At 66.4% G+C, this 14,137-nt stretch carries 13 protein-coding genes; 3 read left to right on the top strand and 10 right to left on the bottom strand.

The window, feature by feature from the left end; genetic code table 11:
* Positions 1-43: 43 nt before the first annotated feature.
* Positions 44-829, top strand: a complete 786-nt coding sequence (locus ACSQ3P_RS12745; protein ID WP_436165914.1) for an enoyl-CoA hydratase/isomerase family protein — start codon at positions 44-46, stop codon at positions 827-829.
* Between the two features lie 30 nt (positions 830-859).
* Here the strand turns inward: ACSQ3P_RS12745 and ACSQ3P_RS12740 are convergent, their stop codons facing one another.
* The 5 genes from ACSQ3P_RS12740 to ACSQ3P_RS12720 form a co-directional block, all read right to left on the bottom strand.
* On the bottom strand, positions 860-2,482 hold the full coding sequence (locus ACSQ3P_RS12740; RefSeq protein ID WP_436165913.1) for an ABC transporter ATP-binding protein: 1,623 nt from the start codon (positions 2,480-2,482) through the stop codon (positions 860-862).
* The gene (locus ACSQ3P_RS12735; RefSeq protein WP_436165912.1) at positions 2,479-3,309 is read right to left on the bottom strand and encodes an ABC transporter permease; all 831 of its coding nucleotides are present in this window, start codon (positions 3,307-3,309) and stop codon (positions 2,479-2,481) included. Before ACSQ3P_RS12735 ends, ACSQ3P_RS12740 begins: the two co-directional genes overlap by 4 nt.
* 4 nt (positions 3,310-3,313) lie before the next feature.
* Positions 3,314-4,291, bottom strand: a complete 978-nt coding sequence (locus tag ACSQ3P_RS12730) for an ABC transporter permease (RefSeq protein WP_436165911.1) — start codon at positions 4,289-4,291, stop codon at positions 3,314-3,316.
* A 40-nt stretch (positions 4,292-4,331) separates the two neighbouring features.
* A complete protein-coding gene (locus ACSQ3P_RS12725) occupies positions 4,332-5,936 on the bottom strand; it encodes an ABC transporter substrate-binding protein (RefSeq protein WP_436165910.1) in 1,605 nt (534 codons plus the stop codon).
* Between the two features lie 95 nt (positions 5,937-6,031).
* A complete protein-coding gene (locus ACSQ3P_RS12720) occupies positions 6,032-6,883 on the bottom strand; it encodes a VOC family protein (protein WP_436165909.1) in 852 nt (283 codons plus the stop codon).
* 329 nt (positions 6,884-7,212) lie between these two features.
* Here ACSQ3P_RS12720 and ACSQ3P_RS12715 point away from each other — a divergent pair, with 329 nt between their 5' ends.
* Together ACSQ3P_RS12715 and ACSQ3P_RS12710 are read left to right on the top strand one after the other, a co-directional pair.
* Positions 7,213-8,541: an NAD(P)/FAD-dependent oxidoreductase gene (locus tag ACSQ3P_RS12715; RefSeq protein ID WP_436165908.1), complete on the top strand. Its 1,329-nt coding sequence runs from the start codon at positions 7,213-7,215 to the stop codon at positions 8,539-8,541.
* An 84-nt stretch (positions 8,542-8,625) separates the two neighbouring features.
* Positions 8,626-9,537, top strand: coding sequence for a polysaccharide deacetylase family protein (locus tag ACSQ3P_RS12710; protein ID WP_436165907.1), 912 nt, complete (start codon positions 8,626-8,628; stop codon positions 9,535-9,537).
* Positions 9,538-9,595: 58 nt separating this feature from the next.
* Here the strand turns inward: ACSQ3P_RS12710 and ACSQ3P_RS12705 are convergent, their stop codons facing one another.
* Genes ACSQ3P_RS12705 through ACSQ3P_RS12685 form a run of 5 tightly spaced genes read right to left on the bottom strand, consistent with a single transcriptional unit; the run spans position 9,596 to position 14,115 of the window.
* The gene (locus ACSQ3P_RS12705) at positions 9,596-10,444 is read right to left on the bottom strand and encodes a hypothetical protein (RefSeq protein ID WP_436165906.1); all 849 of its coding nucleotides are present in this window, start codon (positions 10,442-10,444) and stop codon (positions 9,596-9,598) included.
* An 11-nt stretch (positions 10,445-10,455) separates the two neighbouring features.
* Positions 10,456-11,370, bottom strand: a complete 915-nt coding sequence (locus tag ACSQ3P_RS12700; RefSeq protein WP_311911716.1) for a polysaccharide deacetylase family protein — start codon at positions 11,368-11,370, stop codon at positions 10,456-10,458.
* 16 nt (positions 11,371-11,386) lie between these two features.
* Positions 11,387-12,205, bottom strand: coding sequence for an ABC transporter permease (locus tag ACSQ3P_RS12695; protein ID WP_436165905.1), 819 nt, complete (start codon positions 12,203-12,205; stop codon positions 11,387-11,389).
* An 11-nt stretch (positions 12,206-12,216) separates the two neighbouring features.
* On the bottom strand, positions 12,217-13,074 hold the full coding sequence (locus ACSQ3P_RS12690; RefSeq protein WP_436165904.1) for an ABC transporter permease: 858 nt from the start codon (positions 13,072-13,074) through the stop codon (positions 12,217-12,219).
* 12 nt (positions 13,075-13,086) lie between these two features.
* The gene (locus tag ACSQ3P_RS12685) at positions 13,087-14,115 is read right to left on the bottom strand and encodes an extracellular solute-binding protein (RefSeq protein ID WP_436165903.1); all 1,029 of its coding nucleotides are present in this window, start codon (positions 14,113-14,115) and stop codon (positions 13,087-13,089) included.
* Positions 14,116-14,137: the final 22 nt, after the last annotated feature.

The raw sequence follows: 14,137 nt of genomic DNA, 5'->3' as shown, positions 1-14,137 counted from the left end.
GCGTTTTCAAGCGAAGTGGCGAATGCAGGAAGGAAAGTCTCTCATGGCTGATGCACTGGTCACGGGGACATTCGATGCGGCAAGCGGCATCGCCCGCATCACCTTCAACCGTCCCGATGTGCTGAACGCGATCGATGTCGCGACCGCGACGGCCTTTCGGGAGGCTGTCTCAAACGTCGTCGCGCATGCGGGCTTGCGCTGCATCGTGCTCGCCGGCGCAGGGCGCGCTTTCGTGGCCGGCGGCGATGTCGCGAGTTTCGGCGACGAACCGGCTGAGGTCGTCGATGCGCTGCTCGGAGCGCTCCACCCTGCGATCCTCGCCTTGCGCGCCTGCCCCGCGCCTGTCCTTGCCGTCGTGCAGGGGCCGGCAGCCGGTGCCGGTCTGAGCATTGCGCTCAGCGCCGACATCCTGCTGGCAAGCGACAAGGCCCGCTTCGTCATCGCCTATGACCGCATCGGCGCGCCGCCCGATTGCGGCGGCACCTGGTTCCTGCCGCGCAAGGTCGAGCGCGGACGCGCCTTCGCCATGATGCTGCTCGGGCAGGTTCTCGATGCACAGGCCGCGCTCGCAGCCGGCATCGTCGCCGAGGTCGTGCCGCAAGCCGAGCTCGAAAGCCGCGCAGGCGAGATCGCCGCGCGCATCGCAGCGGGCCCAACGGCAGCCTATGGCAGCTTCAAGCGCCTGATCGACGATGCGCTCGCCACGCCATTGGAGGCGCATTTGGAGAACGAGCGCCGGCGCTTTCTGGAGGCGACGCGGACGCAGGATTTCCGCGAGGGCGTCGCGGCCTTTCTCGGCAAGCGCGAGCCGGTCTTCCGCGGGCTATGAGACGCTCGCGATCGCGGCGAAGCTTTGATCTTATGCCGTCACGGCCTCGCGCTTCAATCCGAAGTCGCGGCCGGGAATCGAGGCGAGCAGCGCCCGCGTATAGGCATGCTGCGGGTTGCCGAAGACGTCTCCGATAGAGCCGGCCTCGACCACCTCGCCGCTCTTCATCACCGCGACGAGATCGCAGACCTGCGCCGCGACGCGCAAATCATGGGTGATGAAGACGATCGACAGGCCAAGCCGCTGGCGTAATTCGGCGAGCAGCTTCAGAACCTGCGCCTGGACGGAAACGTCGAGCGCCGAGACGGGCTCGTCCGCCACCAGCACATCCGGCTCCAGCGCCAGGGCACGCGCAAGGCCGATCCTCTGGCGCTGGCCGCCGGAGAATTCGTGCGGATAGCGGTCGGTCGCTGACGGGTCGAGCCCGACCAGCGCGAAGAGCTCCCTGGCGCGGATCAGAGCCTGCGCGCGCGGCGTGCCATGCACGATCAGCCCCTGCGCCACCAGTTCGCCAGCCTTGCGGCGCGGATTGAGCGAGGCGAAGGGGTCCTGGAAGACCATCTGGATATGGCGGGTCTCCGCCCGCATCTCCTCGCGGGTCAGGCAAGCGAGATCGCGGCCGTTCAGGCGGATCTCGCCACTTTCCGGATCGATCAGGCGGACGAGGCAGCGCGCAAGCGTCGATTTGCCGGAGCCGGACTCGCCGACGATGCCGAGCGTACCGCCCTTGGGCAGCACCAGCGAGACATCCCTGACCGCATGGGTCACGCGCTGCCCGCGCCCGAGGAAGCCGCCGGTGCGGTAGGTCTTGGAGACATGCTCCATGCTCAGGATCGGCTCGGCCGAAAGCGCGCGCGGCGGCGGCGCCTTCAGCGGCGGCACGGCCGCGATGAGCTGCCTGGTATAGGCGTGCTGCGGGTTCTCCAGCACGTCGCCGACGCTGCCCTGCTCGACGACGCGGCCCTGGCTCATCACCGCGACCCGGTCGGCGATCTCGGCGACGACGCCGAAATCATGGGTGATGAACAGCACGGCCGTGCCCTTGCGCTTCTGCAGGTCGCGGATCAGTTCGAGGATCTGCGCCTGCGTCGTCACGTCGAGCGCCGTTGTCGGTTCGTCGGCGATCAGCACTTTCGGATCGAGCGCCAGCGCCATCGCGATCATGGCGCGCTGACGCTGGCCGCCGGAGAGTTCGTGCGGATACGCTTTTGCGGCGAGCACGGGATCGGGAATGCGCACCTCTTCGAGAAGCGCCAGCACGCGCGCGCCGATCTCGGCTTTCGAGAGCTCCGTGTGGATCTCGAACATCTCGCCGATCTGGTCGCCGATCGAGCGCAGTGGGTTCAGCGCCGTCATCGGTTCCTGGAAGATCATCGCGATGCCGGCGCCGCGCACCCGGCGCATCTGCGCTTCGCTGACGCCGGCGAGGTCGTGTCCCTCGAACAGGATGCGCCCGCCGTCGATTTCGACCCCGCCCGGCAGCAGCCGCATGATCGCATTGGCGGTCATCGATTTGCCGGAGCCGGATTCGCCGACGACGCAGAGGATTTCATTCGCGGCGACCGAAAGCGTCACATCGCTCATAGCGTGCGAGCGGTCCGCACCCTTCGGCAGCTTCACGCTGACGGCGTCGAGAACGAGGATCGGGCTCATCGGCCTCTGAGCCTCGGGTTGAGCGCGTCGTTGAGCCCCTGGCCGACCAGCGAGACGGCGAGCACGGTGACGAGGATCGCGATGCCGGGAATGGCCGAGACATACCATTGCACCCGCAGCACATCGCGGCCGGCGCCGATCAGATTGCCCCAGGAGGCGACGTTGGGGTCCGAGAGCTTGAGGAAGGCGAGCGCGCTCTCCAGCAGGATCGCGACCGCCATCACCACGCTGGCATAGACGATGACCGGGGGCAGGGCGTTTGGCAGGATCTCGCCGAAGATCAGCTTGGCGTCCTTGAGGCCGAGCGTGCGCCCGGCCTGGACGAATTCGCGATTGCGTAGCGACAGGAATTCGGCGCGCGTCAACCGCGCCGAGGCCGGCCAGGAGACGATGCCGATCGCGACCGTCACCGTGGTGATGGTCGAGCCGAAGACCGCGACCAGCACCAGCAGCAGCAGGAAGTTCGGCAGCGTCTGGAAGGCTTCGGTGACGCGCATCAGCGCAGTGTCGACCCAGCCGCCATAATAGCCGGCGAAGGCGCCGATGGTGATGCCGATCATGATCGAGATCACCGTCGCCACCACGCCGATCAGGAGCGAGATGCGCGCGCCGTGGAAGATCTGGGCGGCGATGTCGCGGCCGGAATTGTCGGTGCCGAGCAGGAAGCGCGGATTGCTGAACGGCCAGACCAGGGGCCGCCCGGCGAGCGCCAGCGGATCCTTGGGATAGAGCCAGCCCGCGCTGGCGGCCATGGCGAGCACGGCAAATAGCAGCAACAGGCCGATGATGGCCGAGGGGCTGCGGACATAGAGCTTCACCAGCGCCATCGCCTCAGGCCCCCGTGGTGATGCGCGGGTCGAGCCGGGCATAGAGCAGGTCGACGATGAAATTGACCGCGATCACCAGCAGCGCCGAGACGAAGACGATGCCGAGCAAGGTGTTGAGGTCGCGCTGGACGACGGATTCGTAGGCGAGACGGCCCAAGCCCGGCAGCGAGAACACGCTCTCGACCACGACCGAACCGCCCAGCATCGTGCCGGCCTGCAGGCCGATCAGCGTCACCATCGGCAGGAGCGCATTGCGCAGGACATGGCGCACCACGACCCGCGTCTCATCCATGCCCTTGGCACGGGCCGTACGTACGAAATCGAGGTTCAGCACCTCCAGCATCGAGCCGCGCATGATGCGCAGATAGATCGCCATGTAGAACAGGCCGAGCGTCAGCGTCGGCAGGACGAGATGCTGCGCGATATCGAATGTGCGCGACAGACCGGTATGGGCGATCGTGATGTCCTCGAATCCGCCCGCCGGCAGCCATTGCAGGTAGATCGCGAAGACAACGATCGCCATCAACCCGAACCAGAAGGTCGGCATCGCATAGAAGACGAGGCCGAGCGTCGAGATCAGCGTGTCCGGCCAGCGGTTGACGCCGCGCGCGGCGACGACGCCCAGGATCAGCCCGAAGAAGAAGGCGAGCGAGAGCGAGGCGGTCATCAGCAGGATCGTCGCCGGCAGCCGCTCCGCGATCACGGTCGCGACCGGCTTGCCGTAAATGGCGGAGAAGCCGAGATCGAACCGGACCAATCGCCAGAGATAATTGCCGAGCTGGGCCCAGACCGAGAGGTCCAGGCCATAGAACCGGCGCAGCTCGCGCGCGGTCGCCGCATCGCCGCCGCCCATCTGCGCCATCATCGCATCGACCGTGTCGCCCGGTGCGAATTGCAGCAGCAGGAACACGCCGATCAGGATCAGGACCAGCGTCGGAATCGAGGCGGCGAGCCGCCGCCCCGCTAGAACGAGAACGCGCATGGAAATCGGCCGGAAGCGACGGGTTCGGTGGTTGAGGCGCTCACTCCGCCAACCACAAATCATGCCAGGAGCTGGAGCCCCAGCGCGGCGTGTTGGAGTGGTTGCGGGCCTTGGCGTTGATCACGGTCAGGAAGATCTGTTCGATCGGCGTCCAGATCGGGATTTCGGTATTGGCCCGGCGCACGAAATCGCCATAGAGCGCCTTGCGCTTGGCGACATCGACCTCGGTGGCGGCATCGTCGATGATCTTGTCGATGGTCGGGTCGGTCCAGTCCCATTGGTTGGTCCAGGGCGCGCCCTTGGGCTGGCCGGAGCGATACCACACCGTCGTCGAGACGGCGGGGTCGTTGCGGTACTGGTGCCAGCCGGTGGCGAGGTCGAAGGCGTGGTCGTCATAGACCTGCTTCAGGAAGCCGCCGCCATCGGTGCGCACGACCTCGACCTTGATGCCGATCTCGGAGAGCGACTGCTGGATGAAGGTAGCGAAGAGCGAGATGTCCTCGCCCCAGGGCGCGGGCAGCAGCCGCAGCGAGAAGCGCGTGCCCCCAGTGCCAGCCTTGAAGCCGGCCTCGTCGAGGAGCTTGGCTGCAAGCTTCTTGTCGAACGGGTACTGCGGTCCGTTATCGGTCGGGTAGAAATCGGTCGAGACCGAGGGCACCGGTCCGGTGCCGCGCTTGGCGAAATCGCCCAGAAAATTCTCGATGAAGAAGGGGATGTCGAGCGCATGCGCGATCGCCTGGCGGACGCGGATATCGGCGAGCTCCTTGCGGCGGAAGTTGAACTCCACCGTGTTGGTACGGGCATTGCCTTCATTGCCCTTGGTCGAGACGATGAAGCGCGGATCCTTGGCGAGGCGGGCGGAGTCCGAGATCGTCAGGCCTGAGAACGGGCTGTAATGGATCTGGCCGGCTTCCATCTGGGCGGCCGCTGCGGCGCGATCGGTGACGACGCGCCAGACGATGCGGTCGAGATAGGGCGCGTTCGGCCGCCAGTAGTCGGCGTTGCGGTCGGCGATGACGTGCTGGCCGCGCTCATAGGTCACGAATTTGAACGGGCCGGTTCCGATCGGCGCGAGATTGACCGGGTTCTGCCGGATATCGCCCTTGCCCTCATAGAGATGACGCGGCGAGATGTAGCCGAGATCGGGCAGCGCCCGCAGCAGCAGGGCAAGCGGCATCGGCCGCTCATAGCGGAACACGGCGGTCAGCGGGTCGGGCGTATCGACGGCGGTGAGGAAGAGCTGCAGCGTCGTGCCGTAATTCAGGATCTTCTTCCACATCTCCATGGCGGTGAACTGCACATCCGCCGAGGTGAAGGGCTTGCCGTCATGCCAGCTCACGCCCTTGCGCAGTTTGAAGGTGATGGTCTTGCCGTCGGGCGCGGCCTCCCAGCTCTCGGCCAGCACGCCGACCGGCTGGCCGGCCGCGTCGAGATCGACCAATTGCTCCTGGATCTTGCCGCCGATGATGTAGACGCCGGTCGAGGCCTGCAGGCTCGGGTTCAGCTGGCGCTGCTCCGCGCCGTAATGCACCGTGAAGACCCCGCCCTTGCGTGGCGTCGCCTGCGCGAAGGGGCGCATCGGGTTCAGCACGTTCGCGGCAATGGCGGCGCTGGTCAAAAGCGCGGCGCGGCGGGTCATGTCCATGACGGAAATCCTTGGTCCTGCGATCACGTAAGGGAAACGATGCGAGCCATGGCGGCGCCCGTCAACAACGGCGCCGCCCAAAAAGAAGGCGCGCTCTACTGGGGTACGAAACTCACGACGATGCCGTTGGCGGCGCTCGCCGGCACGCTGACGGCGCCGTCATGGGCGAGCGCCTCTGCGCCGAGCGCGGCCTTTGTAAGCTCGATATCGACGCTTTCCAGCACGACCGCAGCCAGCCCCTCGGGCGGAGCCCCAGTGCGCGCCGCCTGCGGGTAGCGCCGGGCGAAGGCGGCAGCCTCGGAGAAGAGCACATCGGCGCGTTTGCCGCCGGAGGGCACTTGCCACCCGCCCTCGACTTCAGAGGCGGGCTCGTCGATCAGCCGGCTCAGATGCGCGGCCGCCGCCTTGGGATCGGCGGTGAGAACTTCAACCAGCCGGATGCGGGTCGCGCCATTGGCGTGGCTCTGCCACTCCGGGACCCAGACCGTCTCGCGCGTCAGGTGCTGGCAGGCGAAAATCCGCAGGCCGCCCGGATTCTCGTCCAGCGGCCAGCGAAAGACGTTGAATTTGGCCTCGCCGACACGTCCGCCGGGTAATTCGACCGGTCGGCCGAAATGCACTGGCCCGTCCGCGGCGATACCGCGCGCCTGCAATTCGGCGACGCCGGCGGCGGCATCGTCGGTCGTGAAGGCGACGCGCTCCACGCCCTCGCGGGTTCTGAGGAAATCCCGCATCGGCTTGTTGTGCTCGGTCTCGGTGAGAATGCCGAGCAATTCGATATAATCCTCGCCGAACATGATCGTGTAGTTGCCGGAACCGAGATGCGGCGAATGCGTGCCGCGCGGCGAGACCGTGAACCCCAGGCGCTTCCAGGCGGCGGCCGACGCATCGAGATCGCGCACCGTAACCATGACGTGGTCGATACCGAGAACATGCTTGAGTGGCATGACGCCCCCTTGAATCCAAAGCCAGCAGGCGCCGAGTTCAGCCGAACCGGCCCGGCCGCGCAACCGGCGCGCCAAAGCGTTTCCGGCAGATCGCGCTGCGCTGCACACATAGCGTTTCGAAGATGAAACTTTCAACAGAAGGAAAGAAAACGCAAAAGAACGATGAGTTAATTCTCTTTTCCAGTTGATTTATAGCAAATACATCTCGCCCTGGCCGTCTTGGGGGAAGGCGCCGACTTGCGGCAGGGACAAAGCGAGGCGAGGATGGCGCTCTTCACCCGAAAGCGCACCACGCTGCGCCTTCGTCTTCGCCTGACGAGACCCACCCCATGACAGCCTCCTCTTCCGTCACCTGGCCGCCCTCGCTTTGGACCGCGACCGCCCAGCCTGGCCCGGTCCTCGCCGCGCTGGAAGGGGATGTCGTCACTGATGTCGTGGTCATCGGAGCCGGCTTCACCGGCCTCTCGACCGCGATCCATCTGCGCGAGAGCGGAGTCAGCGTCACAGTTCTGGAAGCCGCCGAGCCCGGCTGGGGCGCTTCGGGGCGCAATAACGGCCAGGTCATCCCGACGCTTGCCGGCCATGACCCCTCCGCCATGGTCAAGCGCCATGGCGCGGCAGGCGAGCGCTTCAACGCGATGCTGCGCGACAGCGCCCAGTACCTGTTCGACCTCATCGGCAAATACGACATCCCCGCCGAGGCCGAGCAGGCCGGCTGGGTGCAGCCGGTGCATTCGCCCGGCCGGTTCAAGCTCGCCGAGAAGCGGGTCAGGGAGTGGTCCGCGATCGGAGCGCCGGTCGCGCTTCTCGATCGCGCCGCGACCGCCGAGATGCTGGGGTCACAGGCCTGGTTCGGCGGCTTCTGGAACCCGACCGGCGGCCATATCAATCCGCTCGCGCTCACCCGTGGTCTCGCCGAGGTCGCGCTGAAGCTCGGCGCGGTCATCCATGCCCGCTCTCCCGCGACCGCGATGGCGCATGAGAACGGCCGCTGGAGCGTGAAGACCGCGCGGGGCTCCGTCACGGCACCAGCGCTGGTGCTGGCGACCAACGCCTATACCGGCGAGTTCGAGTCAGGCCTCGCACCCGGGATCGCCAATGAGGTCATCCCCGTCCTGTCCTGGCAGATGGCGACCAAGCCGCTCAGCGACAACATCGCCAAGACCGTCATCCCAGGCCGGCAGGCCATGTCGGACACCCATCGCGAGCTCTATTTCGCGCGCTGGGACGCCCGCAATCGCCTGGTCACCGGTGGCGCGGCGGTCTTTCCCGGAGCCGGCGGCACCAATCTGCGGCCGGCTGTGGCGGAGCGCCTGAAGCGGCTCTGGCCGCAGCTCGGCGATGTCGAGTTCGACTATGTCTGGTCGGGCTATGTCGGCATGACGCCGGACAATCTGTTGACGCCGCAGGTGCCGGGTTTTCCGCGCATCCATCGCTTGGGGCCGGACGGCTTCGGCTGGGTCGGCTGCAACGGCCGCGCAGTGGCGCTGTCGATCTCGCTTGGGCGCGAACTCGCCCGGGCGACGCAAGGCGTGGCGATCGAGACGCTGGGCCTGCCCCTGTCGGAGCCAAGGCGGCAGCCCTTCCGCAGCATCGTGCGCCGGATCGCGCCGCTCGCACTGCCATTGTACCGGCGGCTGGATGCGGCCGAGATCTGAGCTGTGCTCTCGCAATCATGATGGCGGGCGAAAACGCATTGCGCGTGATTGGCCGCGGCGCCGGTCGCAGCTAGGTTTGCCGTCATGAGCGAACGCGATCTCCTCGGCTATGGCGGCGTCTGGCCTGATTTCACTTGGCCCAACGGCGCGCGCCTCGCCGTCTCCGTCGTGGTCAATTTCGAGGAAGGCGCCGAGCTCCAGGTCGGCGACGGCGATCAACGCTCGGAGACCATGGGCGAGGTGATCAGCGTCGTTCCACCCGGCAAGCGCGACCAGGGCCAGGAGCAGATCTTCGGCTACGGCACGCGCGCCGGGCTCTGGCGCATGCTCGCTGCGCTAGATGAAAGCGCGATCCGATCAACCTTCCTGTTCTGCGGTCGTGCGGTCGAGCGCCTGCCGGGGCTGGCGCAGACGATCGTCGCGCGCGGCCATGAACCGGCCGTCCATGGCTGGCGCTGGCGGCCGCATGCCGATTACGACGATCCCGAACGCGAAGCGGCCGATATCGAGCGCTGCGTCGAGGCGATCACGACCGCGACCGGGCAGCGGCCGCTGGGTTTTTTCTGCAGGGGCGGCGAAAGCCCCTGGACGCGCGAATTGCTGGCGCAGCGCGGCTTCCTCTACACCTCGAACGGTTTTGACGACGATCTGCCTTACTGGGATCGCTCGCCGGCGAGCGGCCCCTTGCTGGTCGTGCCTTATGCGCTCGACAGCAACGACATGAAGTTCTTCCATCCCAACGGCTTCGTCCGTGCCCGCGAGATGGTCGATTATGTCGAGGATGCGCTTGGCGTTCTGGAGGACGAGGCGGCGCGCGGCCTGCCGCGGCTTTTGAACATCGGCTTCCATCTGCGCATCGTCGGGCGCCCGGCGCGCTTCGCCGCCTTCCGCGACATCCTGCATCTGCTGGCCGGGCGGCGCGGGACAATCTGGATCGCGACCCGCACGGAGATCGCCCGCGCCTTCAGCGCAGCGGTGCCTCCGCTGCCACGCTGATCACGAGGGCCGGCCCCTCCGCGCCATCCTGTTCAAGCCGCGCAGATCGGCGCGATCGTCAAAGCCGCCGCAACCGCGTGAGGCGGCTGGGGCTGCTCTCGGCCAACAGAATATCGCCCTCGGGCGTGCCGAAGATGCCATGCGCGCCGTTCAGGAACGGGCGGCAGCGGCCGAGCTTCTCGCCCTTGGGGCCGATTTTCTGAAGGGTCGGCTGGGTATCGGTCACATAGCTGTTGCCGTCCTCGTCGCCCCAGATCGCCACGGGGTCGCGGAAATGGGTCCAGTTCCCGAGATGGTTGCCGTTGCGGTCGAAGATCTGGACGCGGTCATGCGTACGGTCGACGACCAGCACGCGACCATCGGCATGTGTCCAGATCGCGTGCGGCCAGCCGAACTGGCCGTCGCCGTCGCCATGCTCGCCCCAGCTCTGGATATGAACGCCATAAGCCGAGAAGCGATGCACCCGGCTCGCCGCATAGCCGTCCGCGACATAGATCTCGCCCCAGGCCGAGACATGGATGTCGGTGGGGTGGTTGAAGGGCGCGAGCGGCTGGCCGCGTTGGCCCAGCCCGCTGATCCGCTCGCCCTTGGCCGAGCAGATGATGATCTCGTGCATGTCGCGATCGACGCAGAGGATGCGCCCAGTGGCATCCGCCGTCAGCATATGGGAATCCGCGATCAGATCGCCGCCCCAGCCGCCGAGATAGGTCCCGTCGGATGCCAGTTCGATCACGCGGGGATCATTGGGGTGCACCAGCGGGTCGTGCCGCAGCATCACGAAGACATGGCCTCGGGAATCGACCGTGACGTCGGTGACGAAGCCGGTGTTCTGCGGCCAGGAGCCGAAGGGCCGTTCGACGCGGTAGTGCGTGTCGCCGAGCGCGACGATCAGATCATGCGAGGTCAAGATAGGGTCCTTCAGGCGAGGGTGCCGGCAAAGGGATGCGTCTTCACCCAATGCTTGGCAATGTCGAGACGGCCAGTGATCCAGACATCTTCATGGCCCTGGACATAGTCGAGGAAGCGCGCGAGCCCTGCCGCCCGGGCGGGATGGCCGATCAGGCGCATATGCAGGCCCACCGACATCATCTTGGGCTGCGTCGCGCCTTCGGCATAGAGCATGTCGAAGGCGTCCTTGTGCCAGTCGAAATAGTCGGACGAGGTCGCGAAGTAGCCCGAGCCGAACTTGCCGTCATTATTGGCGAGCGAATAGGGCACGACGAGATGCGGCTTGCGGTCGACGACCTTCCAATAGGGCAATTCGTCGTCATAGGCATCGGAATCGTAGAGGAAGCCGCCGTCCTCGACCACGAGCCTGCGCGTGTTCACGCTCGGCCCATAGCGGCAATACCAGCCGAGCGGGCGCTCGCCGATCGTGGCTTCGAGCGAGGCGATCGCCTTGGCGATATGCTCGCGCTCCTCCTCCTCGCTGAGTTCGTAGTGCTTGATCCAGCGCCAGCCATGGCAGCAGACGTCGAAGCCCGAGCTCCGGATCGCGGCCGCGGCCTCCGGGTTGCGCTCGATAGCGAGCGCGCAGCCGAACACGGTCAAAGGCAGGCCGCGCTCCTGGAAGAGCCGCATCAAGCGCCAGAAGCCGACGCGGCTGCCATAGGCGAACATGCCTTCGCCGGCGAGATCGCGCCCCTTCACCGCCATGCTGAGGCTGCTCGATTCGGTCAGGGCGGTCTCGGTATAGCCCTCGCCATCCTGCATCGAGGGTTCCGAGCCCTCCTCGTAATTCATCACGAAGTTGATGGCGATGCGCGCGCCGCCCGGCCATTTGGGGTCGGGAGGGTTGGCGCCGTAGCCGATCAGGTCGCGGTCATAGGTCAAGGCCAGTCTCCACTCGTCATCCGCTGATGCGTTTCGTCAGCCCGGTCAAGCGGTCCATCACGATCATCAGGATCAGCGTCGCCAGGATCAGAACGCCAGCGATCGCGGCGATGCGCACGTCCAGCGTCGATTCCATCATGCCCCACATCCGGATCGGCAGCATGCCGGTGCGCGCGTTCGACAGGAAGAGCGAAACCGGCACATTATCCATCGAGGAGATGAAGGCGAGGAAGCAGCCGGCCGCTATGCCCGGCGCGATCAATGGCAAGGTGATGCGGCGGAAGCCGAAGAACCGGCTGGCGCCGAGATTGGCGGAGGCTTCCAGCAGAGCGGGGTCGAGCTGCGTCAGGCTCGCCAGCGTGGTGCGGAAGATGAAGGGCGCGATCACCACGAGATGGCCGGCGATCAGGAGGTTGAGCGAGGGCCTGATGCCGATGACCGAGAAGAACATCAAGGCCGCCAGCCCATAGGAGAGCGTCGGCAGGATCAATGGCGAGAGGAAGCTCGCCTCCAGGATGCGCGCCGAGGGCCGCGCCACCCGCGTGATCGCCAAGGCCGCCAGCACCGACATCACCGCCCCGATGATGGTCGCAAGCCCCGCGACCCAGACGCTGTTCAGCGCGGCGCTGTGGATCTGCGCCGAGCGCACGGGATCGAACAGGTCGCGATACCAGCGTAGCGAGAGCTCGGGCGGCGGGAAGCGCAGTGTCTGCGAGGTGGTGAAGGAGGTCGCGATCACGATCAGCACCGGCCCGATCAGGATCAGGACGCCTAAGCCGGCGAGCAGGCCGATGGCCCATGCATAGGTGACGTCGCTGAAGGTCGAGCGCTGCATCGCCTTTGCCCTCAACCCGTCCTGGCGAAGCGGCCGAGCCAGCCCAGCGCCATGATGCCGGCAAGCACGGTGAACAGCAGCGTCAGCGAGGCGACGGCGGCGAACGGCCAGTTATAGACCACCATGGATTGCTGCCAGATCAATGCCGGCAGGTAGACGAGTCGCGCTCCGCCGATCACCGATTGCGAGATGAAGGCCGTCGTCGCCGAGGCGAAGACCAGTGTCGCGCCGGCGATCCAGCCCGGCAGGGTTAAAGGCAGGATGACGCGAAAGAAGGTCCGCCATTTCGAGGCGCCGAGCGCGCGCGAGGCGTCGACCAGGTTCTGGTCCATCTGGTTCATGACGGTGAGCAAGGGCAGCAGCATCAAGGGCATCTCGATCTGCGTCAGCGCGATCACCAGGCCGAGCTCGGTCTGCAGCAGGTTGAGCGGAGCAGCCGTGACGCCCAGAGCCAGCAGGGTCTGGTTGACCACGCCCTCCCGCGCCAGGATCACGATCCAGGCGAAGGTGCGGATCACGACCGAGGTCAGGAGCGGCATCAGGATGATGAAGATCAGGACGCGTTGTGCGCGCGGCCCCACGGCCCGGAACAGCAGCGCCAGCGGGTAGGCGAGCAAGGTCGTCGCAGTGACCGCGAAGACGCCGAGCTTCAGCGTGTCGACGATCACCTTCAGATAGAAGGCATCGCCGTAGAATTTGGCCCAGCTGTCGAGGCCCAGCCGCGTCTGCTCGGCATCGGCATAGAAGCTGATGCCGAGCAGGATCGCGAAGGGCGCGGCGAAGAAGGCGAGATAGGTCAGGCCGAGCGGCGCCGCGAGGCGCCAATCCACCTTGTCTGCCGTGCCGCCTGCCACTGCCGCTCCAGCCATGGCTGCTACCCCCTACTTGGTGATCTCCTTGTTGAAGCGTTCGATCCAGGCGGCGCGCTGCGGGTTGATCTTGGTCCAGTCATGCGTGACCATCTTGGTCAGCTCGTCCACCGACTTGATGTCGAGCGTCTCGACCAGCTTCACGTCCTTGTTGATCGGGATCATGTTGTAGGGCTGCTTCTGCAGCGCGCTTTGGACCTCGGCCGAGATCGCCATGTCCATGTATTTATAGGCGCTGGCGACGTTGTCGGCGCCCTTCACGATATGCAGCGTGGTCTGGAAGGTGATCGCACCGGTCTCGGGCTTGACGAATTCGATGCTGACGCCGCGCCCCTTGAGGATCGCGACCGTGTTGGTGTTGGTGTACATCACGTCGATCTGGCCCTGCTGGAACAGGCCGGGCATCGCGGCGGGCGCCGCGACGGCCGCGGCCTTCTCGACCGCCTTCTTCAACTCGGCGAAGACCGGCTCGACATTGGTCTCGGAGCCGCCGAAGACCTTGGCCATCTCGATGATCGAGACCGTGCCGAATGTGGTCTGGAAGCCGGTCAGGCCGAGGCGCTCGACATAAGGTGATTTGAACAGATCGGCCCAGCTCTTCGGCGGCGTCGCGAACTTCTTCGGGTTGTAGGCGATGCCGACGACCTGGGCGTTGCAGGTCACCGCATGCGAAGTGATCAGCCCGGCCGGGACCTTGGCGGCGTTGGTGAGCTTGCTGGCGTCGATCGGCTCGAACAGGCCGGCCTGCATTGCCGAGGCGGCCGGGCCGGGGTCGAGCACGAAGCAGTCGAAGGGCGGCACGCCGCGCGCGGCGCGCACCTTGGCGACCTGGTCGACCGCGAAGAGCGAGTCGAAGGCGACGTCGATATCGGCGCTCTTCTTCAAGGCCGGGGCCAGTACGCCGCGATAGGCCTCCTCCCAGGTGCCGGGATAGATCGCGGCGGTGAGGCTGCCGGCGGCGCTGGCGCGAAAGGGCAGGGCGGAGGCGAAGCCGAGCGCGGCAGCCCCAGCCAGAAGCTCGCGACGTGTGGTGACGGTCATGCGCTTGGTCTCCGCGTTCGAG

Source organism: Allobosea sp. LjRoot9 (genome assembly GCF_964252745.1).
In the GTDB taxonomy this organism is placed as follows: Bacteria; Pseudomonadota; Alphaproteobacteria; order Rhizobiales; family Beijerinckiaceae; genus Allobosea.
This window is presented reverse-complemented; position numbering and strand designations above follow the sequence as displayed.

Bases quoted from the DNA above. Each gene is read 5' to 3' on its own strand.
- ACSQ3P_RS12745 (WP_436165914.1), top strand. From the start codon at position 44: ATGGCTGATGCACTGGTCACGGGGACATTCGATGCGGCAAGCGGCATC.
- ACSQ3P_RS12740 (WP_436165913.1), bottom strand. From the start codon at position 2,482: ATGAGCCCGATCCTCGTTCTCGACGCCGTCAGCGTGAAGCTGCCGAAG.
- ACSQ3P_RS12735 (WP_436165912.1), bottom strand. From the start codon at position 3,309: ATGGCGCTGGTGAAGCTCTATGTCCGCAGCCCCTCGGCCATCATCGGC.
- ACSQ3P_RS12730 (WP_436165911.1), bottom strand. From the start codon at position 4,291: ATGCGCGTTCTCGTTCTAGCGGGGCGGCGGCTCGCCGCCTCGATTCCG.
- ACSQ3P_RS12725 (WP_436165910.1), bottom strand. From the start codon at position 5,936: ATGGACATGACCCGCCGCGCCGCGCTTTTGACCAGCGCCGCCATTGCC.
- ACSQ3P_RS12720 (WP_436165909.1), bottom strand. From the start codon at position 6,883: ATGCCACTCAAGCATGTTCTCGGTATCGACCACGTCATGGTTACGGTG.
- ACSQ3P_RS12715 (WP_436165908.1), top strand. From the start codon at position 7,213: ATGACAGCCTCCTCTTCCGTCACCTGGCCGCCCTCGCTTTGGACCGCG.
- ACSQ3P_RS12710 (WP_436165907.1), top strand. From the start codon at position 8,626: ATGAGCGAACGCGATCTCCTCGGCTATGGCGGCGTCTGGCCTGATTTC.
- ACSQ3P_RS12695 (WP_436165905.1), bottom strand. From the start codon at position 12,205: ATGCAGCGCTCGACCTTCAGCGACGTCACCTATGCATGGGCCATCGGC.
- ACSQ3P_RS12690 (WP_436165904.1), bottom strand. From the start codon at position 13,074: ATGGCTGGAGCGGCAGTGGCAGGCGGCACGGCAGACAAGGTGGATTGG.
- ACSQ3P_RS12685 (WP_436165903.1), bottom strand. From the start codon at position 14,115: ATGACCGTCACCACACGTCGCGAGCTTCTGGCTGGGGCTGCCGCGCTC.